The sequence below is a fragment of the Nitrospira sp. Nam80 genome (assembly GCF_965152575.1).
In genome coordinates, this window is the sequence record NZ_OZ224216.1 from 307,120 (window position 1) to 330,567 (window position 23,448).

The 23,448-nt window shown below is 56.5% G+C and carries 15 protein-coding genes; 10 read left to right on the plus strand and 5 right to left on the minus strand.

What is annotated here, in order from left to right; translation table 11 throughout:
* Positions 1-186: 186 nt before the first annotated feature.
* Positions 187-1,686 carry an HD domain-containing phosphohydrolase gene (locus ACWGXE_RS01480; RefSeq protein WP_447600734.1) on the plus strand — a complete coding sequence of 500 codons (1,500 nt, stop codon included), beginning with the start codon at positions 187-189 and terminating at the stop codon, positions 1,684-1,686.
* Positions 1,687-1,745: 59 nt separating this feature from the next.
* Here ACWGXE_RS01480 and ACWGXE_RS01485 read toward each other — a convergent pair whose 3' ends face one another.
* The 3 genes from ACWGXE_RS01485 to ACWGXE_RS01495 all read right to left on the minus strand — a co-directional run bounded on the left by ACWGXE_RS01485 (position 1,746) and on the right by ACWGXE_RS01495 (position 7,514).
* Positions 1,746-3,887: a CHASE2 domain-containing protein gene (locus ACWGXE_RS01485; RefSeq protein WP_447600736.1), complete on the minus strand. Its 2,142-nt coding sequence runs from the start codon at positions 3,885-3,887 to the stop codon at positions 1,746-1,748.
* A 230-nt stretch (positions 3,888-4,117) separates the two neighbouring features.
* Positions 4,118-5,497 (minus strand): FecR domain-containing protein, encoded by a 1,380-nt coding sequence (locus tag ACWGXE_RS01490; protein WP_447600738.1) that lies wholly within the window; start codon positions 5,495-5,497, stop codon positions 4,118-4,120.
* 418 nt (positions 5,498-5,915) lie between these two features.
* Complete coding sequence (locus tag ACWGXE_RS01495; protein WP_447600740.1) at positions 5,916-7,514, minus strand: tetratricopeptide repeat protein; 1,599 nt, start codon at positions 7,512-7,514, stop codon at positions 5,916-5,918.
* A gap of 646 nt (positions 7,515-8,160) precedes the next feature.
* Between ACWGXE_RS01495 and ACWGXE_RS01500 the strand changes: the two genes are divergently transcribed.
* Complete coding sequence (locus ACWGXE_RS01500; protein WP_447600742.1) at positions 8,161-8,544, plus strand: hypothetical protein; 384 nt, start codon at positions 8,161-8,163, stop codon at positions 8,542-8,544.
* 102 nt (positions 8,545-8,646) lie between these two features.
* Here ACWGXE_RS01500 and ACWGXE_RS01505 read toward each other — a convergent pair whose 3' ends face one another.
* Entirely contained in the window at positions 8,647-9,972 is a 1,326-nt protein-coding gene (locus ACWGXE_RS01505; protein WP_447600744.1) for a hypothetical protein, read from the minus strand.
* A 327-nt stretch (positions 9,973-10,299) separates the two neighbouring features.
* Between ACWGXE_RS01505 and ACWGXE_RS01510 the strand changes: the two genes are divergently transcribed.
* Complete coding sequence (locus ACWGXE_RS01510; RefSeq protein WP_447600745.1) at positions 10,300-13,986, plus strand: filamentous hemagglutinin N-terminal domain-containing protein; 3,687 nt, start codon at positions 10,300-10,302, stop codon at positions 13,984-13,986.
* Positions 13,987-14,043: 57 nt separating this feature from the next.
* Positions 14,044-15,822 carry a ShlB/FhaC/HecB family hemolysin secretion/activation protein gene (locus ACWGXE_RS01515; protein ID WP_447600747.1) on the plus strand — a complete coding sequence of 593 codons (1,779 nt, stop codon included), beginning with the start codon at positions 14,044-14,046 and terminating at the stop codon, positions 15,820-15,822.
* 27 nt (positions 15,823-15,849) lie between these two features.
* Here ACWGXE_RS01515 and ACWGXE_RS01520 read toward each other — a convergent pair whose 3' ends face one another.
* The gene (locus tag ACWGXE_RS01520; protein WP_447600749.1) at positions 15,850-18,240 is read right to left on the minus strand and encodes a CHAT domain-containing protein; all 2,391 of its coding nucleotides are present in this window, start codon (positions 18,238-18,240) and stop codon (positions 15,850-15,852) included.
* A 208-nt stretch (positions 18,241-18,448) separates the two neighbouring features.
* Between ACWGXE_RS01520 and ACWGXE_RS01525 the strand changes: the two genes are divergently transcribed.
* From ACWGXE_RS01525 to ACWGXE_RS01550, 6 genes are all read left to right on the plus strand, one after another.
* Positions 18,449-18,793, plus strand: coding sequence for a PilZ domain-containing protein (locus ACWGXE_RS01525; RefSeq protein ID WP_447600751.1), 345 nt, complete (start codon positions 18,449-18,451; stop codon positions 18,791-18,793).
* A 226-nt stretch (positions 18,794-19,019) separates the two neighbouring features.
* The gene (locus ACWGXE_RS01530) at positions 19,020-19,385 is read left to right on the plus strand and encodes a PilZ domain-containing protein (protein ID WP_447600753.1); all 366 of its coding nucleotides are present in this window, start codon (positions 19,020-19,022) and stop codon (positions 19,383-19,385) included.
* A 226-nt stretch (positions 19,386-19,611) separates the two neighbouring features.
* Complete coding sequence (locus ACWGXE_RS01535; protein WP_447600754.1) at positions 19,612-20,910, plus strand: glycosyltransferase; 1,299 nt, start codon at positions 19,612-19,614, stop codon at positions 20,908-20,910.
* A gap of 45 nt (positions 20,911-20,955) precedes the next feature.
* Entirely contained in the window at positions 20,956-21,663 is a 708-nt protein-coding gene (locus tag ACWGXE_RS01540; protein ID WP_447600755.1) for a mechanosensitive ion channel family protein, read from the plus strand.
* Positions 21,664-21,674: 11 nt separating this feature from the next.
* Positions 21,675-21,923, plus strand: coding sequence for a hypothetical protein (locus tag ACWGXE_RS01545; RefSeq protein ID WP_447600757.1), 249 nt, complete (start codon positions 21,675-21,677; stop codon positions 21,921-21,923).
* Between the two features lie 167 nt (positions 21,924-22,090).
* Positions 22,091-23,431: a sodium:proton antiporter gene (locus tag ACWGXE_RS01550; RefSeq protein WP_447600759.1), complete on the plus strand. Its 1,341-nt coding sequence runs from the start codon at positions 22,091-22,093 to the stop codon at positions 23,429-23,431.
* Positions 23,432-23,448 lie beyond the last annotated feature (17 nt).

Here is a 23,448-nt window from a genome sequence, read left to right on the forward strand (position 1 = left end):
GGATCGCGAAGCCAACGGAAAGACATTGGCCAGGAGGAGCCGTGTAGGTGCTAGACCGAGATGCCACAATCATGAAAATACCACCATTGCGGCGAGTACGCTTTCACGTGCAATAAGCGGGTGCTGTGCTACAGTCCACATAAGGCAGTTCGGAGACGAGACCAGAGATTGGACTGGATAGACATCGTGAAGGATTCTAAACTCCGACAGTTCCAGGAAATCAGCGCGCTTCTGAACTCAAGCCTGCACCCGGCGGAAATCCGGAAACGAGCGATCGAAGCAGCCACTCTTCTCATGGAAGCCGAGGCGGGCTCTCTCTTGTTATTGGACGAGGCCGGGGGTGAGCTCTATTTCGAGGTCGCCCACGGCGAGAAGGGTGCTGCCGTCCGTGAAATTCGCCTCAAGCTGGGGGAGGGGATCGCGGGATCCGTGGCGCAAACAGGACAACCCGTCATAGTTAATGATGTCCAACGTGATCCCCGTTTCTTCCGCAGCGCGGATCGCCGGAGCGGATTCACGACCCGTAACATGGTGTGCGCACCGCTTAAAATGCATGGGAAAGTGATCGGGGTGCTTCAGGCCATCAACCGGAAAGACGGAGGGCTGTTCGATACGGACGATCTACACAATTTCGTGGCTCTTGGTCATCAAGTGAGCATCGCGATCGAGAATGCCCGTCTCTACGATGAAATAAGGCATCTCTTTGAAGGGTTCATCTCGGCAAGCGTTCAAGCCATTGAGAGTCGCGACCCCACAACGAGCGGCCATAGCAATCGGGTTGCCTCGCTGACATGCCGGCTTGCGGAAGTGGTGACCCGAACGGACTCGGGTCCGTACGGCGGCTGCGGATTCGACGAGGAGCAGATGAAAGAGATCCGGTACGCGGCTTTGCTGCATGATTTCGGCAAGGTCGGTGTCCGCGAGCACATCCTCGTGAAGGCCCGCAAACTGTATCCTGGGGAACTAGCTCTGGTGAAAGCACGCTTCGACTTCATCAAGCGAACGCTGGAGACCGAGATGCTCAGGCAGAAGGTCGCCATTCTGCAACGAAAGACTCGAACGGGAACGGCACGGCTCTTATCTGATCTCAATAGAAACTTTCTCCACCGCCTGCAAGACATTGACGATGCCTTCTTATTCATTGTGAAGTGCAATCAGCCGAACGTGACCCCCAAGGATGGATTCGACCGGTTGCACGACATTGCGAAGCAGGAGTACGAATCTTTCGACGGCTCCCGCCCGTATCTGAGCGCCGACGAGGTGATCGCACTCTCATTACCGATCGGCAGTTTGACCTCTGACGAACGGAGCGAAATTGAAAGCCATGTAACCCACACATTCAACTTTCTCTCGAAAATTCCGTGGACGTCTTCCTTGCGGAACATTCCCGCGCTCGCCTATAGCCATCACGAAAAGCTGGACGGCACGGGGTATCCTCGGAAGCTGGTCGCAAGCCAGATTCCTGTTCAATCGCGCATGATGACGATCTGCGACATCTATGACGCGCTGACGGCCTCGGATCGTCCTTACAAGCCCGCGGTGCTGGCCTCAAAAGCTCTGGACATCTTGGAAGTCTACGCGAAAGATGGAAAGATCGACGCCGCCCTCCTGGATCTGTTCATCGACGCGAAGGTATATCAAGCCACCCAGGGAACCGATCGAAGTCCAAGATCGGTCTGTGCCTGACGGATATCTGTCGGTATGCAAGCTTGCCAGACCAATCGCGTAGATTTCAGCACCATTGGTCACTTGTGATCCATGTCGGTCGACAAAGCAGGCATTTCTTCGATCCGGGACTGTTCACCCAGCGCCAGCGACTTAACCGTATAGGCGCCGACTGGCTCTTCCCTTCCTGTTACCCTAACAGTCCCCAGCTTGCGCAACATCACATGTCCCAACCGCCCGCGATTGTCAGGTCGCTCTTCAACCGTCATCATCTCTTTAAGACGCGCGGCCGTGTATTCCGTTACGACGATGGAAGCTCCAAACTTCCTGGTTAATCCTTGGAAGCGGGAGGCAAGGTTGACTTGGTCGCCGATCATTGTATAGTCGACTTTCTTCCCTTCGGCGCCGATGTTGCCAACCACTGCGATACCTGTATTGATACCGATACCGTTGTCCAGCAAGACCTTCCCTTCGGCCGTCCACTTCTCACGCAACTCATTTAGACGCTTGCGCATGTGCAGGGCACATTTAATGGCAAGCTCGGCGTGATCCGATTGGTCGAGCGGCGCACCCCAGAAGACGACAATTGCATCTCCCACGAATTTGTCGAGCGTCCCGTGCCAGCGGAAGACGACCTCCGTCATGGCCTTCAGGTACTCGTTGAGTTGCGCGACTACCTCCTCCGCAGAATGTTTCTCGCTGAACGACGTAAAGTCAATGATGTCGGCGAAGAGCATGGTCAGCTCCCTTCGTTGTCCGCCGAGGGCGGCCCTCGACGGCGAAGCGATCAACTCTTCGACAATCCGAGGGCTCACATAGCTTGAGAACATTCTCCGGATCTCTTTGGCCTGTTTCTCCTTGGTCGCGAAATTGACAATCGTCAAAGCCATGAACGTACAGGCGATCGTCAGCATCGGGTTGAGAAGGGGAAGCCAGATGTTATGAGCCGCAAAGACGTACTGCGTGATTGCAGCATAGCATACGGATACCGTGACGACGAGCGCAGTTCCCGGCAAGGCCCGTAGCCTCTGGAGGCAGAACGTGACAGTCAATCCACAGAGAAGAATCATGCCAAGCTCAAGGGGGCCAAACCACAGGCTTCTCCGAATAAACCGCTGATGGATAACATTCTCGACGACCGTGGCGTTCTTTTCTACGCCGGCGAAGTTCGCCGAGAATGGAGTGATATGATGGTCGTATGTGGCCAAGGCTGCCGTTCCTACCAAGACGACCTTATCCTTGAAGGCTTCCGGCATGATTCGACGATGAATGACATCGGTGGCCGAGATAAAAGGAAAACTTCCCTCGCGCCCTGCAAAATTAATGAACATGCGGGCTTTCTGATCCGTGACAATGACACGATCGCCGAGATGCACGCCTTCGCCAAGGATCAATGACATACGGTCCTTTGGCAAGTCCAGGAAGATCCGGGAAATCTCTAAGGCGAAGGATGGATAATAGGAATCCTCATAGCGAAGAGCGAGATACTCGGCTCGTGTCGTGCCGTCCAGGTCGGGTAGGCTTGACACATGTCCAAGACCGACAGCCTGGGCGGCAAAAGCTTCGAGCGGAAGAAGCGCATCGGTCGCCCGATACGGTTCCATGGCGTCGCTCTCGGCCGACTGCCTGACCAGCATGAACTCGCTGCGCCTGATGACCGGCGCGATGCCCGTCCTATGCGGAAGTTCTTGCTGGATCGAGGAGCGGTCTCGCACGAAAAAAGGAAACCCCAACACGACGTTCCGAGCATCACGCACACTCTTGACGAAAGACGCATCAGAGTCGGCTGCTCCGAGCCGGCGTTCCAATAGGCCAAGCCAAGCCGCTGGTAAGGACGACGCCGTTTTGACCTTTGCAATGAGCTCCTGGAGATCGCGTGAAGCTTCGGCAATTTCTGGTTCCGCATAGATGATGTCGACGCCGATGACTTTCGCTCCTTGGGCCGCAATTGCGGTGACCAGTCGAGCTTGGGTGTTTCTTGACCATGGCCACCGGCCCAGCTCCCTCAAACTTTTGTCGTCGATCACTACCAGGACAATTTCCTCGCCGAGTGGACGTTCGCCGCGGAGTCTGAACCGATAATCTAGTGAGATATTCTCGAGCCTGGTGAGGAAAGTCAGATCGAACCATCCCAACACCAACATCAACGTAGTGATGCTTAAGCCGAGAATGTTCCCAATTCGATGAATGGCGATTGTTCTGTTGAGCCAACGATGGGCCATATGCGTCCAATTCTTTCCATCGTTCGGAGGAAGCGGCCCCGATGATCCACATATCTCACGGTTTAGGGAAGAGGACAAGAAGAATTGGTCACAGCGCCCCGGCGGCGTAGAGACACGCAATCATTGATCGTAGCAAGAGAATGAAGAGTACTCAGAAATCCGCCGTACCGGACTTCTAGGTACCTCGTGGGATAATGCCTGGAAGGAGAATGCGGGGGTGGTTCCTCTGTTTATTTGATGGGAAGACCAAGGGCGCCCGTGACCCCAGAGATGACGGCCGGCGGTGTCACGGGAAGGACTGGAGTGGCGGCAGCGACCGGCATGGTCGAAGCGACCGGAGGAAGTATTGGAACCGCGGATATCACAGGCGCAATCACTGTTGTGACTGGAGCAACGGGGGTAGCCACCACCGCCGTAATGGGACTAACTACAGCGGACACTACGGGCGTGACGGGAGCCAGAACGGTGGACACGACAGGCGTCACCGGAGCTACCACGGTGGACACCAGTGACGTGACTGGAGCGAGAGCCGATGTCACCGCAGTAAGAGTCGATGCCACCGGCGCGAAAGTCGACGAAAGGGTCGACGTCGTCGCCGCGGCGAGAGAAGGCACTGATCCATCCGGAGCAGCAGAGGATTCCAGTATGATCTGTCCGAGTGCGGGACTGGTCGTACCAGCAATGGTCATTACGGTGCCTGTGGCAGCGGTTGGAGATATCGGCAGGACAGGGAATATCGCCCGAACTATCTCAATAGCCGACTCCGGCTTGGGCATGTCCTTTAACACTGTCCCCTCGATGGCCTGCACCACCCGGATGAGCCTTTCAACCGATTGATCGACGAGATTGATGGTAGTTCCCATTGTAGAATTAACCATCTCGCCAGTTTTCCCGATCACATTTTCGGGTTTTCCATCTATCGGCGGAGGCGTGGTTCCTTCAGCTGCTGTCAGCTCCCCCGTGAAACCAGCCCCGAAAGCAGGACGACCGTTTTCCTTCGAACCCGCATCATAGATCGCCGGCGGGGTAGGGTGCCCCTCTAAGCCCACCACTGAATATTCGCCTGGAGCCACTGTCACAGTTATTCCCCCGGCTGTAAAATCCACGCGCCCGGATTCTCCTATATTCGCGATACCGGTTGTGCCATGCTCGGTCCAGACCACAAAGTAGGTGCCTCTAGCTGCCGCCACCGCCGTCGGAGTATGAATCTCAAATTTGGAACCGGCGCCCTTGAATACCTTAGAGACCAGCGCGCGTAGCTTGCCTTGGATGAGATTCACAACCATGCGACGCTGATTCTGATCCGGATTGTAAATGTGTTCGGTGATTTCCACCCTGCTGTTCTCTCCTACCGTCAGAACGGAGTCGTCTTCGAAGAAGGCCTTCGTTCGAGATTCGTCGTGCGTCTCGATCACATCCTTGAACAGAATCTCATCATGTAACTTGACGGGTTGCACGCGGGCGGCGCCTGGATGGGTGACGTTCACTGTACCCAGCACGGCGGTAAACACGCCAATTTCGTCCTGTGGAAGCGAGCCCCCTTGCGCTTGTGCCGCGGTAGCGCAGCAGCAGAAGCCTGTCAAAATAATTGAGAGAATCGGTTGTTTCATGACACACCTCATGTGATCCCAAAATCTCGCCAACTGCGAACTGTCACGCTCGCGCGGCAGATGTCGCCTCTGAACTCAGCACGAAGTGGACCCGTCCGGCTGGGCTTCCAGAGGACTCCCATGAGGTTGCAACTATGCGAGTCATAAGAGATAGTTTAGTCACCAACCGCTTCACCACCTTTCGTAGCAGCAACAGCCAACTCAAAGGTAGGGGAAGTGAGTGCCGTGTTCTGTCTCTGTCGTGGTCAAATTGCGGCAGCGTGTCAGTCGACTAAAGCCAGGCCCGGTTCATGAGGAAGACGGTGAAGCCGATACGTCAGCCTGGCAGGAACATTGGTCCGCCCTGGATCAAAGGGGAAGAGTCTTTTCGTTCGGAGAGCGTCAGAGAAAGGAAGGACTCACAGGATTGTCGTACGGCCTAGAAATGGGCGTTGAGGGTCACCGAATACACGTTCCGGGCATAGTCGAACAGGTTCACGTTCGACTGATCTCGGGTGTAGTTATACTCCAGAGCGATTGAGAGATTGTCGGTGACGTTACGACTCAGCGTTCCGGTAAAAAATAAGATCTCGTCCAATCGACGGGTCGTTCCCGAAGGCGAGAAGGAACTGGGATTGTCGTAGTCTTGTCGATAGTAGTCGAAGGCCAGATTCAGTCTCACGGTCATGACAGGCGGGAGGCTAAGACCGGCCGCCAGACGATGCGCACGATAGGCCCAGTCGGCGTTGGTCTGATTTCCCACGACAGCGGACGCGGGGGACCCGCCCCCGGTCCGATCGGTGTCGTAGGCGTAGCCGATCCGCACGTGACCCGCTCCGTTCGCAAAGTAGACATATTGAGTCACCCCTGCGAGCCAGTTTTTCCCATCTCGAAAGGAGTTTGCCGTAAAGCGTCCATGTTGAAAGTCTTTGTCCTGATACCGAAACTGAAACAGGGTAAATTTATTCCCGCCCTCTGCAATCGTGAAAGTCGGTTGAATAGCATGTGCAATGAGATAGGGAGACCGCCCGACCTTGACATAGTCATATATATACTGAAGCCGGGTTGTCGTGGGCCCCAATTGGTGTTGGACGAAAAAAGAAGGGCTGTGGTCTTCCACATCGAATGCGCTTAGTGTGTGATGAAAGCTTTGATAGAAACCATACGTCGCGCCCACCGTCCACGCATTGGTCTGGATCCCTCGAATCTCCCCGCGAAGGTAGAACGCGGTCCGGTAGTCGTCCTTCTGTGAAATTCCGGTTTGTCCTCCAGGCGGCTGGGTGCCGAGCGGAAGGAGCACTACGTTGCTGTCATATTGCCCGCTGGCGCTCATGCTGAGGTCCCAGGCTCGTTCCCTTTTTGAGACGCTGCGCTGTTGGTTGAGAATTTCTTTGGCGGATCGAGCCAAGTCGGAGTCCGGCTCGCTTAGGGCAATGGCTGCCTCAAAATCCTTCTGGGCCTCCTCCACAAGGCCCCGCTGATAATGTCCAACCCCTGTGTAATATCGAACGCTCGGCGTCAGGTCTGGGCTGAGCGCCATGGCGCGAGAGAACAACGCCTGGGACTCGGCGTAGGCGCTGAGCTGTTGAGTGACGAAGCCCTTGAAGTAATAGATCAGAGGGTTGTCGGCCGACACCTGCTCCGCGGCGGTGAGAGCGGTCAAGGCTTCCTGATACTTCCGGAGCCCGGTTTGAGCCATTCCCAAGCCCAGGAAGGCTCGCGCCGATTGCGGTTGATGCCCGAGAGACTCTCGAAACACCGTTTCAGCGCCTTGGTAGTTCTTTAGTCGCAGCATAGTCTGTCCCAGATAATCCAGAGCATCGACGTCGCCCGGTCTCGCGCTCAGGGCTTGCTGAAACAGTTCTCCCGCCTTCTCATAGCGGCCCCTGCTGAATTCAAGGATGCCCTTGGACATCTTAAAATCGTAGGTTTCCGTCCCAGAGAGCTCTTGCGCGTGTGATGTGAGCGTGCACGTAGCGAGGTACATGGTGAGAAGCATGACGAAGTGGAAGTGCGCACGCCATACACGCTTCATCATGACGACATCCTAAGGATGACACAAGGCGCCCATACAGCGGATTTGTTCACCGTACCGGCCTTGCCCTAGTCCCTTTATCGGGCACTGCTCAGCAGACTATCAGAGGATGGAGGGGTGTCAACGAATGGATTGAAACTGACTAAAGGGACGGTACTTAGATACTGAGAGCACTGGGAATCAGCGATTTCGCGACGACTTGTTATGGACAATGAAGCCTACCGAGCCGTGGGCCGGTGTGAGAACCCAACATGCTGAAGGCCCGGGACCTTGACATTGTCTGTGATATGGCTCTGGCAGCTAGTGGTCGTTGTGGATTCGGCAGGGTATCGGTCTGTCTTTGTGTGCGAACGGTATTCTTCTGTCTGCCGTCGTGGATTCGCTATCTGCTGTCCTGTGCGTCTTGTCGATCACATTCGGGTCCACCGTGTCTGCGGGACAAGGAATTTCTGATACCGGGGGTGGGTTCATACGAAAGAATCCACATCTGGAACCTCTTCCCGCATCCATCCCCGGACGGTTTACGCGCGTGGAACACGGAATTTGAACGACGCATCCGCGACTTGAGCCTTTTCGACCATGTGGAGGCCACCGTACGGGGCCGTGTCCTCGTCGTGAATGCCAAACAGAAGTCACGCTTTCTCCTATCGTGAGCTTCACCACCGGGCCCAACGTAAAAGATTTGAACGCCACGGCCGCTTGGTGGAATAGAATTTTTGCGACACAGGCACACTGGCTGGCCGGTCAATTCGATTACAGCCAGCGCGGCGCCAACGCGGAGGGCCGGCTCTCCCGGCATGCCTCCCAACCGGATCGTTATGCAAAAGAACTGAAAGCGTTCTATTACTCGAACGGCATTCGTTTCGTGAAGCGACAACCAGGTGGCAAGGGAGCCGACTTGGAGCAGAATTGGAAATCAAGTATCCTTACCGCGAACTCATTGACTATCAGACCCTGGCACAATCTCCCAACGGGTATTTTGTCGGCCTTGCGCCGGAATTGGCATGGGACGAATACCATGGGCACGATTTGATGCCCAGGGTATCGGATAACGCTGGATTTACGTCCGGGTACTTTTTAGGTTGCAATCAACAGCGCCATGAGAAGCGCCTCCTCGCAGCAGCGCTCTTCCCTTTTATTTCGGCTCGATGAGCGCGAGGGCGCCATGCCGGACGCAAGGCCTCCATGCGAGACCATGCTCTTCGGATTGTCGCTTTAAGAAAGAGAAGAGTTCTTGAGCGGCGAGTTCCTGGCCGGCATCGTTAAAGTGCATGTCACCGTGCGGCATGTACAGAGGTGTATCGCTGCCGGCGTAGTGTTGTTGAAATGAGGGCAGGAGATCCCAGCACGTCAAGGAATGCTCATGGCAGAACTTTGAAATGCGCCGGTTGGGATAGGCCATGTCAAATTTTTCCGTATCGAGAAAATAAAACTTTAGGAACAGGCTCCATTCGCGGCTGGAAGCTTGGAGGCGCGTAGGAAAAAGAACCATGGCGAACTGCTGCGAACGCTTGGCGACCGCGCGTGCGAATTCGTCGGCGACCGTAAGAAATGTGCGATATTGATCTTCGATTTGAGGAAGAGGGGGGATGTAGAACAGTCCGAGGGATGTGCTGAAGTCCTGCATGTCGACGTGTCGCCGCTCGTCAGACGACGGGTATGTCGCGGCGGGCACTGCGTATCCCGTCCATTTGGGAAAGAAATCATGTGCCCATGTCCGGAGTCTGCTCTCGATTCTTTTGAGCAGAAGGAATTGCTCTCGCGGCAAATAGGCGTTCTCGGGAAACCAGTCCTGGACTCCTTTCGTGTGAGGGCCTCCCTGTTGATAGCGAAGGACTGTGTTCCCGAAGTTGTCTTTATCCGGCTTGAATGTGGACTGATAGGGATGCCAGGTTAAATCGTTGCCGAGCGTCACGCCCAGAAGCACGAGATCGGCGTGATAGCGGTAGCCAAATTCTTGGAAGTAATACCAGGCATTGGTAGGATTGTTGTGTCCGGAAATCATGACCTCATAATTATCAAATCGATCATTACAAGCCTCGCGGTTCAGAAGCTCTTCCAGCACGTAGCCGACCGTGCGGTTCTGGCTGGTTCGCATGCCATCCACGTAAGAATCACCAAGAAATAAAATTCTGAAGGTGCGAGGAGGGACCGCATAGGCAAACTCACGACCATTCCGAAACCCCTTGGAGTTCGTAATGATCCGGACCGGGTGTCCGAGTGTCTCCCCTTTCATCCATCCATTCAAATTCGGACGGAGATGTCCACCTTCGTGATTTGGATCGAAGTTCCGGGGACTGAAATTGAGGATATCTCCGTAGTCTCCATAGAAAGGAGAGGGAACATTGTGATCATCGGCAACGATTGCGATGATCGACCGCAGGATAGCAAAAGTCGCCGCACCGACCATGAAGAGAAACACTAGGTAAAGGACGGTCCAGCGTGTTCTTCGATTAGACATGACTGGCTGAGGCGTTGTCGTTCATGCCCTCCGTATCTTATGCGGTGCATCGACAGCGCTATTTTTTAACATACATGGCATGGCCAGTACATAGGTCCGGTGACGCGAATGGGCCGGTATTCGAGTTTTTCGAGGTCCGGTGGAAACATCTGCGGACAGCACTGAGGAGATGATGCAAATGCACGTATTTAAGCTGAGGACTGATATAACATCGATGCACCCTTCCAATTTGCGCGCGTGCCTTGGTATCCCGAGCTGAAGAAAGGTCTTGACAGATCTCCACGGAAGCTCTTACATGCTTAACCATAGGTCATCTCGGCGGTCACGATGCTGAGCGAGCCGACCATCCTACCCTCCTGTCCCGGGTGGTTCCCATCCCGGAGTGAAAGATCTGCCCTTGAAGACCGCGTAGTCGGAGCGAGCAGTCCTCTCGGCCGGTATCGAAGGCTGCACGTCATTCTCGATCCGCTGAGGCGAGCAGTCCTCTCCTGTGTGGTTGCATTTTCGTTCGGTCTCTTGGGGGAAGGAATAGGAGCCTGTCAAATCGTCCGTGATGGCAGCCTGGGACAGACACCGGGAGCGCTGTCCGGGCCGCAGTACACGATTGACGTGCAAAACGCCGCCCAACAGATTCGCGGAAATAATCTCTTTCATAGCTTCAGTGACTTCAACGTCAATACCGGCCAGACGGCGACCTTTACCGGCCCGATCACCATTGCGAACATTATCAACCGGGTCACGGGGCACAATTTCTCCACGATCGACGGCGCGCTCAATTCACGAGCCGCGATGCCCAACGCTAATCTATTCTTGATGAATCCCAACGGCATCATGCTCGGGCCGAACGCGAGCTTTAACATCGGCGGTTCGATTCATCTGACGACGGCGGATGTGGTGCGGATGGGCGACGGGGCGCAGTTCTTCGCCAACCTGGCGAAGCAGAGCACGTTATCCAGTGCGCCCGTGGTGGCGTTTGGATTCTTAGGGGACCGACCGCCGGGACCCATCACGGTGCAGGCGGGGCCGTCCATTACCGTCGACGAGGGCAAAGCCGTATCTCTCATCGGCGGCGATGTCTCTGTCAGCGGCCGGACTATCGCGGCGCCCGGCGGACAGATCACCGTCGCCGCCGCAAGCGGACCCGGAGAGCAAAGTATTGCCGGGATGTCGCCCACTCTCGCGGGATCGTCGCCCGGTCTCGTTCCGACTTCCGGTCAAGGCACGATTCATCTGGATTCTGGGACCATGTTACAGACCAGTTCAAGCACTGGTCACGCCGGTCCGATTTTTATCAGAGGCGGGAAGCTGATCATGGAGCACGCCTCCCTTGAGGCGACGACAGGGGGGAACTCGCCGAGTTCCCCGAACGCGATAGGTTCGTCACCGGGCAACATCATGATTCAAGTCGAGACAGTGAGCCTGAGCAACGGAACGAACATTACCACGTCTACGAGTGGCGCCGGGAAGGCCGGTGACATCGCCTTTGAGGCGGCCACCTTGCGCAGTAACGTGGGAATCGATGGTATGCCTCTCACCGGCGCGGCGCCGGTGACCATCACAAGTAATAGTACGGGACAGGGAGGGGCGGGAACAATTACCATCACAGGGCCAGAAGGCCGGCCTGCCGATGTTGTGTCGTTGAGTAATACAGAGATCGTAGCCAACGTAACGGATGACACCGTTCCAACCATTGCCCCATCTCTCATAGGAGAGCAAGTGGAGACCTCAGCCCCCAAGTACGCTCGCACCGTGCCTCCGCCAACGATCAATATTGCAGCGCAGGAGCTCACACTGGCCAATGGTACGACTATCCAAGCGGATACCACCGGAGGGGCAGACGCGGGAGCAATTACTCTGAGTGCCGACACGTTTAAAACGCGGCCGGGTCCGGATGGACGTGTTTTTATTTCAAGCACCAGCAACTGTGGTGAGGGGTGTCTGGGTGGACAGGCCGGGGATATCACTATTCGAGGTCTTCAGGATGCCGATCATGCCGTCACGCGAAAATACGCATTCGTCCTCACCCCGGAGGTGAAGGGCACGGAGATCTATGTCTATCATCTTGCACGAAATATGGACCTTCAAGGGACGGATATCTATTCGAAGGCCTTAGGAAACGCACCCGGTGGAAAGGTTCTCCTCCGCGCCCAGGGAGTGGTCTTGCTCACAGATTCAAATCTTTCCGTGGAGACGCAAGATTTCAATCTTGATGGCCTTAAACCCAACGGCGAACCTGCCCGATATCAGGGCTTGAGCCAAATCGACATCATTGCGTCGGATCTGGTGATGAAAGACAGCTCGATAAAGGCCGACGCCCTCGTTTCGGACATGGGCTCATGTCCGTTATGCAAAGGCACAGGACCAACCGCTGGAGAGATTTGGCTACGGGTGGGGAATTCATTTACAGCCGAGAATACGTCCATTACCAATACCAGCCGCGGACGAGCCCAGGCCGGCATTACAAAAATCATCAAGGATCATTACTTTTCTGAAGGGGCTCTGTGGGACACCCGGTATCCCGATACACCCACCCAGACGGTAAAGCTCACGAACTCCGAGGTGACTGTCGAAGCCAAACACGAAGGCTTACCGGGTTACCTCAGAATCAGAGCCGATCAAATCATCCTTGACCACTCAATCGTGAATTCTCAAGTAAATAATGTGACGAACGTTCCGAATAAACAAGGACAATTGCTGGATGTCGAAGGAGCAGGCCAGGAAGGGCTTGTTATTAACGATGGTAGAACCGTTCAGGGAATTCTCCTCATGTCCGCCAAAAAACTGGATATCACCGGTGGTGGGATCGTTGCTCCAACGCAAGGCAATCGCATTGGGAATCGAATTGAATTGTACGCTGATGAATTGACTGCCCGGCCAGGGACCAGACCTGGTGGAACGATTGCGGAGCCACGCATACTAAATCCGACAGATCCCACGCGAGTGGTCATCTCCAGCAGCAGTACCGGAAGAGGAGGTGCGGGTCTGATCAGTATTGCGGGGCAAAGACCTCCGTCTCCAGGAGAGGTAATCGGTCCGCCGTCGGCGTCAATCCGCTTGGCGGGAACCGATGTGTTGACCGATACGAGGAGTGTCGGCCGTAGCGGCAAGATTGAACTTCGCGCGAGCGGACCGATTGAGCTGACGGACGCTTCCGTCTTTGCCAGATCCGGGACGAGTGATGGTGGAACCGTTGAAGTCGTATCGTCGGGTCCGATTGTGATGAATGACAGTCGTCTGGGCACCTCCTCTACCGGCGGCTTGGGAGGATCGATCACCGTCCGAGGATCCAACATCGACCTGGCGAACCGCTCACATATTACCGCCGAATCTCATGGCGCGAAAGATGCGGGAAAGATTCAACTGATTTCTGAAAATAATATCTCCGTGACGAACTCCACGATTTCGACGGAGGCGCTGAAGGCGTCGGGCGGCGATATCAAATTGACGGCGCCCAATTCCGTCACGCTGAAGGACAGCACGCTGACCGCGTCGGTAGCCGGCGGCAATGAAACCACGGGAGGCAAGATCGACATCGACCCTCAGTACGTCGTCATTCAAAACAGTCAGATTCTGGCGAAAGCCGCGGACGGGAATGGAGGACGAATTGCCATCGAGGCGTCAAAAGCCGTTCTGATCGACCCCGGCAGCAGACTGGATGCGACCAGCTCAAAAGGGGTTAACGGCCAAATCCTGATTCAATCTCCCATTCAGCAGCTGGCGGGAGCCATTGCCCCCCTGCCGCAGGCGTTCGCGGTGGCGACGAACTTGTACGGCCAACGCTGCGCCGCGCAGAAGGGCGGGCAATTTAGTAGCTTTGTCCCAGGCGCGCGAGATGGCATTCCGCCGCAACCGGGTGATCTAATCGCAAGTCCGCTCTTCGTGGAGTCGATTGGTGTAACCGCAGATACGGGCCGGCAGGCGCCTATGACCCTCGCTGCAGCCCGGCTCGGCCTCCCCGATTTCGAGCCGGTATCTCCAATCTTCCTTTCCGCCTCGGGGGGATGCCGGTCCTAACGCCATTACTCGTTGTACCGGCAGGGAAATGCGTGTCCGGCATGAGAGTTTGAGCGCATGACCGAATCAGGGACAAGTTGGCTCGCCACCGGCTTGCTTCTGAAAGTCCTATTGCAGGCGGTATTGTTTCTCTCTCCTCTGCTGGCCGGTGTCGGGTCCGCCCAAATCGGGCTGCCGCCCGTGATCGATCCATCGGGCCGGTCGGGCTTGCCTCCTCCGGTAGAACGGCAGGAGCCCCTGCGGCCCGAATCCCCTCCAACCGAGATTCTTCCTCCGGTGCAGCCGGCCCCAGATCGGGAAGAACAGAAGGGCCCTATACTGCGGGTGTTTGTGAAGCGCATCGACGTCATCGGAAGTACCGTGCTCTCCCACGCGCAACTGAATGAATTGACTGCGCCGTACGAGAACCGAGAGGTGACGACCGAAGACTTGGAGGAATTGCGCAGAGCCATCACGCTGGCATACGTCGAACGGGGGTATCCGAATTCAGGCGCCGTGCTTCCTGATCAAGAGGTGACAGACGGAACGATCACGATGCAGGCGATTGAAGGGCGGCTGAGTGAGATCAGGATCCATGGCGCCAAACACTTTCGCCCCTCCTACCTCAGCGACCGCATCGCACTGAACGCGGGGCCGCCCTTCAACATGAATCCGCTCCGGGACAAGCTTCAGATCCTCCTGCAGGACGATCGGCTGGAACGATTGAACGCGGAACTCAAGCCTGGGTCGGTGCTCGGCGAGGCTGTCCTAGATGTGGCCGTGAAAGAGGCGAATCCCTTCAGGGCTTTTGTCGAATACAATAACTTTATCAATCCCACGGTGGGTGAAAATCAGTTGAAAGGCACGGTCGCGCACAACAATGTGACCGGGCGAGGAGACGTGCTGAGCGTCAGCTTCGGCGCGTCGGCGCAGGCAAGCCCTTATCATGTCGGCGTGTTTCCCGGCGTCAACGCGACCTATGCCGTTCCGCTCACAAAATATGATACGACATTCCTTGCAGGCTATCGATTCTTTAAGTTCACGGTGGTGGAGGATCCGTTTCGGCCTCTTAATATTCAAAGCGAGACGCAGATCTTCACGTTGTCGCTTCGCCAGCCGGTCTATCGCACGCTGAACGATGAAGTGGCGCTCGCGATCGTCGGCGAATATGAACAGAATGCCAACGTCATCGGCGGCAATATTCCGTTTGATTTTGTCAACGGCATGAAAGACGGATTCGGCAACGTCGCCGCCTTGCGCTTCATACAGGAATGGACCCATCGGACGACCCACTCGGTGTTTGCCGTACGGTCGCGGTTCACCGCCGGACTCGATGTGCTCGGCGCGACGGTCAATGGAATGCCGGGAGCGGCGGACGGCCAGTTTGTGTCGTGGCTGGGCCAAGCGGAATGGCTCAAGCGATTTGAATCGACCCGCATTGAACTGGTGAATTTCCTCAATATGCAGTGGGCCGACGACCATGTGTTTCCGCTTGAACAAATCGCAGTTGGCGGCCGGTACAGCGTGCGGGGCTATCGTGAGAATACGCTCCTGCGCGACAACGGCTTCATTTACCAATTTGAGACCCGTTTTCCCGTCTGGAGCTCGGCCGAGGGATTTCCATACGTACAGTTCTGCCCGTTCGCCGATGTCGGGCATTCGTGGTTCGCCAAAGGAGCAAACCCATCTCCGGAAACGCTGGCCAGCATCGGGGCCGGATTGCGATTCAACCTTGCCACGATCGCCAATCTTAACGTCTATTGGGGACGGCGCCTTGTGACTGCCCACGTCTCCAACCCCCACAGCAGCATGCAGGATGAAGGAGTGCACATTCAGTTTGTGTTGAATCTCATGTAAACCGGATTGCGGGCGGACTCGATGCCGTTATAGCCAATTATTGATGAGCAGGAACGGCGCCCAGAGGCTCGGATGGGCATGGTCGGGATTCTTCAGGAGGGCGAGTTGGGCTTGTTGCAAGGCCGCTGCTTTGGAAACGGCCGGGTTCTGCAAATTTTTGTAGAACTCTCCTATGAGCTCGGCGGTCGCTTCGTCCTCGATAAACCAGAGGGTGGCGAGGGCGCTTTTTGCGCCGGCTTTGACGGCCATCCCGGCTAACCCCAATGCTGCTCGGTCATCCCCCGCCGCGGTTTCGCAAGCGCTGAGCGTGAGCAATTCGAGCGGGGCCGTTCGAAACTCGAACAAGCCCACGAGCGCGCTGAGCCGATCCATCGTGATGCGGTCGTCAAACGTCAAAATGAAACTCTTTGTTCCATCACTTTCCACGCGTCCATGCGACGCGATGTGAATAATGTTGTAGGGTTGTTCTTTCAAACCCTTTTCGACTTGAACCGTTCTGAATTCATCGTTGAGCAACTGTGTGCCGCCATAGATCGACTGCACCGCGCTGAGTTCTTGGGCGACATAGGGCAACGGAGGAAAACCCTGCACGGCCTCGGTCAGACCTACGGAAAACACGTGAACCCGCTTGCGGTTGAGCGGTCTGGAGTCGGTCAAGGTCAATCCCGGTGTCGTCGCGATGGCGTAGCGTTCAATCAGGAATTGCGTGCCGTCATGTAATGGGGCCATAGGAATCGTGCGCAGGGGACCATCCGGCACGAAGACCAAAGTGGTGATGCCGCCGGCTGCGAGGTCGGCTTCCATAGGCCTGATCAGCCGATCATAGAACTTTTGGGCGTGGGGCAAATAGGCGTTGCTGGTGCGTTTCTCGAGCGCGAGCCTGAACGCGCGAATTTCTTGAGTCAACCGCCCGCTGGGAATCGGCACGATGAATTGCTTCATCTCGGTGGGCAGACTCACGAGCAATTCGAGACGATCCGGTAGAATAATGGGATAGACGATGGCGGTGGTTTTGGATTGTTGCGCCACGTCCGTGCTGCGTGAGCGGGCTGTGGCGACGCATTCATCTCGAAAATAATCCTGAAGTTCGGCAGCCTTGTATAGTTCCACCGTGTCCTGCGCCTGCTTAAGCAGACGCTGGCGCGCATTCTGATCGGGCGTCGAGGACGCGCGTTGGAGCAATACATCCGAAAGCTCGAAAAATAAATTTCCTGTCGTTTCGCGGAATGAGAATTGGCGGTTCCGGCTGCCCATGAGAAATTCGGATCGAATCGGCTGAAGATTTTCGATGGCTCGTTGATAAGCGAGGATCGCCTCGTCGGTCCGTCCGTTCGAACGCATCAGACGAGCGACCTGCCAGTCCCATCGGTAGAGCGATTCAGGAGACCGGATCTTTTGCGCCGCGAGCACCGCCCGTCTGGTCAAGTCGAGTGCTTCATCGGTCCGACCGACCATCTCGTACACATGTCCCAGGTAGCCCCAACCGTACGATTCGCTTCGCAAATCCCCTATTCTGGCGGCGATCTGAATCGCGTTCCAATAGGATCCGGCCGCATGTCTCAGTGTGTCGGCGTCGAGACCCGCTTTCTCTTCAGACGGAGATACTGAGAGTGGCGGAAGGTGCAACAAGTCTTCGTAGGCCTCGCCGAGGGTGAGCCAGGCATTGGCCGCATCGTATGAATCCGGCGCTGAGGCAATCTCCTGTCCGGCGAGTTGGAGGGTGACCTTCGCGGACGGAAGCGAACCGCCCTGAATGCCGGCTCGTGCGGAATTGATCAGGGCGATGATCATCAACGCCGGTTGGTTGGACGCTTTCGCGAGCCTCGACGATTCTGTATAGGCATCGATGGCGGGAGAGAACCGCTTCTCGGCCGTGAGGATGTTCCCTTGATCATTGAGGAGTGCGGCGGTGAGGGCCGGGTGGCTGAACTCTTCGGCTAAGGCGAGTGCTTCGTTGATCAACTGTAAGGCTTGCTCGTTCTCGCCGAGGGCAAACAATACAGTGCTGAGTCGTCCCTTGATTGTCGCGGTAAGCATGCCGTCATCGATTTGTGCGGCCAACCTGCCGGCCTGAGTCAACATCGCTCCCGCTTCCTTGTAATGTCCGGTCTGGTGAAGCGCTTGCGCGACACTGACTTGCGCCTTAATCAGCTCCGGTATGGAGCCCTGTTCTTCGTACAACCGGGCCGCTTCCATCCAGTATTGCAACGCGTGCGCGAAGCCTCCCTGCCGATAGGAGGACTGGCCTAGCTCCATGAGTCGATCGGCCGGCACAGCCTCTTCGGCAAGGCCGTTCGACAGAAAACACAGGCTTAAGCAGACGGCCATGATCGCAAGGATGCGAGCGCCGTACCGCCTGCCGTCCACCGGTTGCAACGGGTTCTTACGCGGGAGGATGAGCCGCATCACGGATGTCACGGCGACACCTCGTTAGGGTCATGCAAGGTAGGAATGGAATCAGCCTGATTATTGTAATAAGTCGATAAAAAAGCTGCAATGGGCATTCGCGACGGGTCTCGCGCATCGACGGCCGGGACAAATGAGATCTTCCTTGCCATCAAGGCGAAGTCCGATAGACTGCTGTGAAGGCCCGGCTAATTGTTCTTTTTTACGAGGTTCGGATGTCATGACCAAACAATATCGCCCCCGCGCGCACTCGCGAATTCCGGTCAGTTGCTTCTTGTATTATCTCGGCGAGGGCATAGTCGGAACAGGAAAAGTGTGTGACCTCTCGGTAAAAGGCTGGCGCATCGAAGGAGATAAACCGGTCACGATTGGTATGAAACTGACTCTCCGCGTCTTTCTTCCCGACGAACCCAAGGCCATCGATGTAGATGGAGCCACGGTTCAATGGGTCCAAGGCAGCAGCTTCGGCCTGGAGAATCTGAAAATTGCAGCGCCCGCGCTGATCCGTATTACAAAGTTTGTCGAATCCATGGCCGACCTACCCGGCTCCGCCCACGTCGCATAGTCGGAAAATTCAAAGACCTTCCTCACCGCCCCTCCCGCGCACGTCGAAACCTGCGCTTTCCCGCTCTCACCCACCTGCCCCGAAGGGGTTTTATCTCACCCACCGCCCACCGATTGTCGCGCAATCGATAACGTGAGACGCCTTCCGGTCACCCCGCTTTCGGGTACTACCGGGCAAAGTCCTCGTTTCATATTCTGCCCGGCGCCGTCCCCAGGAGCTTTCACTCATGGATCAGACTGTTCGGCCGCGGTTTATCGTCGAGTGCACCAGTTCCCGTGTCGAGGACGGGGCGGTAATTTGGAATGGACGAGTCCTTGATCTTTCCATTCCCGGCTGGTCGCGCTTGGGGCTGAAAGGAATCATGACGGGAGACTATCTCCAACTCCATCTCCATCTTCCCGGCCAGCGGGACCCTCTTTCTGTGCCGCTCGCGACGGTGCGGTGGATTCACCAATCCCGTTTCGCGGTAGCCCCGATTCTCATGGACGCGGACGACCAATTGCGGTTGAGCCGGTTCGTGATCGAGCAATCCAACGGCGGCTCTCTTTCCGACGGGTGCCATGATCATATCGTCATTGCCGAGTGCTCGTAAGACCTCCAGCGCTTCGCAGGCCGTTTCTTCTTCATTCCGCTCAGAAAATCTCACTCCACAGTCTAGATCCTATTGTCCCCGGCCGATCAGGCGTATTTGTCCATTCCCTTGACATCGCTACGGCGGATAGTGTCTCTTGCAGGTGTTGAATCCGCATCCAACCGAATCGGTCCTGCCGGTCAAGATAGGACATGCCGAGAGACAGGAATAGAAGAAGGTCACAGTCGTGACGGTCGACTCCGATTCCACAGCCGCCACCCCGCTGACAGCCGAAACTGAAGCCCAAGTGGTGCAGTTGGCGGAGACGGATATTCTCGTCGGGATTCCGAGCTTCAACAATGTGGAGACGATCGGGCATGTGGTCCGGGCAGTGAGCGCCGGATTGGCCAAATATTTCCCGGAGGCGCGCTCGGTGCTGGTCAATTCCGACGGGGGCTCGACCGACGGCACCCAGCAAGTTGTTGCCCAGGCGGTGGTTGACTTGAAGACGATGTTCGTCGGTGATCAACAGAGTCCCCTGCACAAGATCATCACTCCGTATCACGGAATCCCCGGGAAGGGCAGCGCTTTTCGAACCATCTTCGAAATCGCCCGGCGTCTGAACGCCAAGGCCTGTGCCGTGGTGGATTCCGATTTGCGCAGCATCACCCCGGAATGGCTCGAGCTCTTGATTAGCCCGGTGTTGGAACAGGGCTATGATTATGTGGCGCCGTACTACCTGCGCCATAAATACGACGGGACGATAACGAACAGCATTGTTTATCCCCTGACGAGAGCGCTCTACGGCCATCGCATCCGGCAACCGATCGGCGGCGACTTCGGCTTTTCCGGACCTCTGGCCCGGCATTACCTCGACAAACATGTGTGGGAGTCGGAAGTGGCCCGGTTTGGAATCGATATCTGGATGACGACGGAAGCCATCGCGAGCGGCGGGAGGGTCTGTCAAAGCTTTCTCGGCGCCAAAATCCATAATCCCAAGGATCCGGCCGCGGACTTGTCTGCGATGCTCGTGCAGGTGCTGGGAGCCGTGTTCGCGCTTATGGAAGAGCATCATTCCGTCTGGTCGAAGCTCGAAGGCTCCAATCCGGTGAGCCTGTTCGGGTTCCAGTATGAGGTCGGCGTGGAGCCGGTCAATGTCAACGTGGACCGGATGATCAGCAGCTTTCGCCAGGGATTGACCGATCTCGCTCCGATTTGGGAGCAGATCCTTGCGCCGGCGACGCTCGGCAGCCTGCAACCACTGGGCGCGTGCGCTCTTCAAGAGTTTCGGATCGCGGACTCTCTGTGGGCGAGAATCGTCTATGATGCGGCCGTCGCTTACCATAACGGCGTCATGCCTCGGGAACATCTCCTAAAAGCCTTTACCCCGCTGTACCTCGGACGGACTGCGTCATTTGTGTTGGATACGCAGGGATTGACGTCGGCCGAGGCTGAAGGAAGAATCGAGATGCTGTGCCACGCGTTCGAGAAGGACAAGCCCTATCTCTTGGCGCGGTGGCCTCCACAGACGGCGATGTCCAAATAGTTCGCGCCGGCGAGCAACCGGACATGTCGAGCCGGGGAGGGAACGATGCAAGAATTTTGGGAAAAAGGACTGTTGGATCCGCTGGCGGTATTGGCGCGGCAGGTGTTGGCTGTCCTGCCCAATGTGCTGGCGATGTCAATTATCTTTGTGGCCGGATTGATCGTGGCCTGGACTGCCAGCCAGACGTTGGAACGGCTGTTGAGAGTCGTCGGGCTGGACCGCCTGTCCGATCGCCTTGGGGTTACGAGCGCCCTTCTGCGCGGCGGCGTCAAGACCGATCCTTCCCGGTTGGTCGGACAAGCCGCGTACTGGATCGTTATGATTTTTGCCACGGTCGGGGCAATGGGAGCGCTGAACCTCCAACCGATCAACGATGTGGCCAAGTCTTTCCTCGCGTATGTTCCTCACCTGGTCACCGCAGCTCTCATCCTCATTGCCGGTTGGTTGTTATCCAATTTTGTCTCGCAGGCGGTCTTAATTGCCGCCGTCAATGCAGGGCTCCCGCCGGCTCGTCTTGTGGCGGCCTGTTCGCGATGGGGAATCCAGTTGTTGGCGGTGGCGATGGCGCTCGAGCAATTGGGAATTGCTCAAAACATCGTGGTCGTCGGGTTTGGCATCACCTTGGGAGGCATCGTCTTGGCCGGCGCGATTGCGTTCGGGTTGGGCGCGAAAGACTTGGCCAAGGATTATATTGAACGGGGCTTGTCGATCCGATCCAGGGATCGCGCTCCTGACGACCTGCGACATTTGTAGGGATACCGCACATGGGCGCAGGAAAGGGGGACGGCTTCATGGAAAACTCGATTGAGGAGGCGGACAGCGAGGCAAGCCGCGGTCTCTGGTTGGGAGGAGAAGCCGTCGTCCGGCGGTATCCTCGCAAACGGGACTTGAGCTTTCGTCTGACCCACAGTATCACGGGCCTTCTGGCGTTGGCTCTTGGTCTCGGCTGCGCCGGGGGGGTATGGTTTGGCTATCAGTTATGCGCCAGAAAGAACCGGAGATCACGAGGCTGAATCCACGCTATCTCGTCGCGTCCATGGTCAAGCTCCTGTTTCTAGATTCTTCACGTCCGAACCGATGGCGCGTATGACCGTTTCCCTCGACGCGAAAGCCTTCCGGATATTCGTGCCGATCCTTTCCCCGACATGATGCGGCGCCGGCCTCCGGGCGACGATCCCTCATGAGCGATACGGCCCTCGCGCTCGTGATTTTCGGCACCTCCTATCTCGCGATCATCACGGAGCGGATTCACAAAACGATTGTCGCCCTGTGCGGTGCCGCTCTGATGATCGGCGCAGGTGTCCTGACTCAGGAGGAGGCCTTCCACTCCCATGAGTTCGGCATCGACTACAACGTCATTTTTCTTCTGATCGGCATGATGGTCATCGTCAACATCACCGGAAAAACCGGATTGTTTGAATGGCTGGCGACCTGGGCCGCCAAACGCGCCAAGGCCCGCCCGTTTCGCATGCTGGCCTTTCTCTGCGTCATTACCGCGGTATTGTCCGCTTTTTTGGATAACGTCACGACCGTGTTGTTGATGGCGCCGGTTACGCTGGAGGTCTCGAAACGGCTGGAACTTAATCCGGTGAACTTTCTGGTGGGCGAGGCGCTTTCGTCGAACATCGGAGGGACCGCCACACTCATCGGCGATCCCCCGAATATCATGATCGGCAGTAAAGCGGACTTGAGCTATATGGACTTTGTCCTCATGCTGGGTCCTCCCGTCCTTGTCATCATGCTCGCATTCTTGGGAGCCCTCTGGTTGATCGGCGGCCGATCGATGCGAGTCTCACCGCGCTCGGCCACCAGGCTTCTGGGGATGAACGAAGACGAGGCGATCAAAGACCGAATGCTGCTGATGAAGTGCCTGTGGTTGTTAGGGGCGACCACGGTCGCGTTTGTCTTTCATCAATTCATTCACCTTGAACCCGCCACGATCGCCTTACTGGCGGCGAGCCTGTTCATGCTGGTCGGAGAGGGGCATCGTCCGGCGGACGATGAGCGGGATTTAACCTATCTTGCCGAAGTCGAATGGAAGACGATTTTCTTCTTTATCGGGCTCTTCATTCTCGTGGGCGGGCTGGTGAAGGTCGGCGCCATAGGGTTCCTGGCGCAGCAATTGGTGGCTGTCACGCAAGGCAACGCGGCCGCCACGACGCTGGCGGTTCTCTGGGGGTCGGGCTTGCTGTCGGCGATTGTGGATAATATTCCGTATGTGGCCGCGATGAACCCGCTGATCGTGGATCTGGCGAGGACGGTCCATCCGGAGGTCGCGGATTACACCGAATTGGTGCACCAAGCCGACATCCTGCCTCTTTGGTGGGCATTGGCGCTGGGCGCATGCCTCGGCGGAAATGGAACCATGATCGGAGCCTCAGCAAACGTGGTCATCATCGACCTCGCCCGGCGTGCCGGGTATCACATTACCTTCTGGCGGTTCTTTGCCTTGGGCTTTCCCGTCACGATCGGATCACTGCTGCTCTCCTCCGCTTACCTCTGGCTACGGTTCTTCCTCTAGCCCGCATTATTCATGAA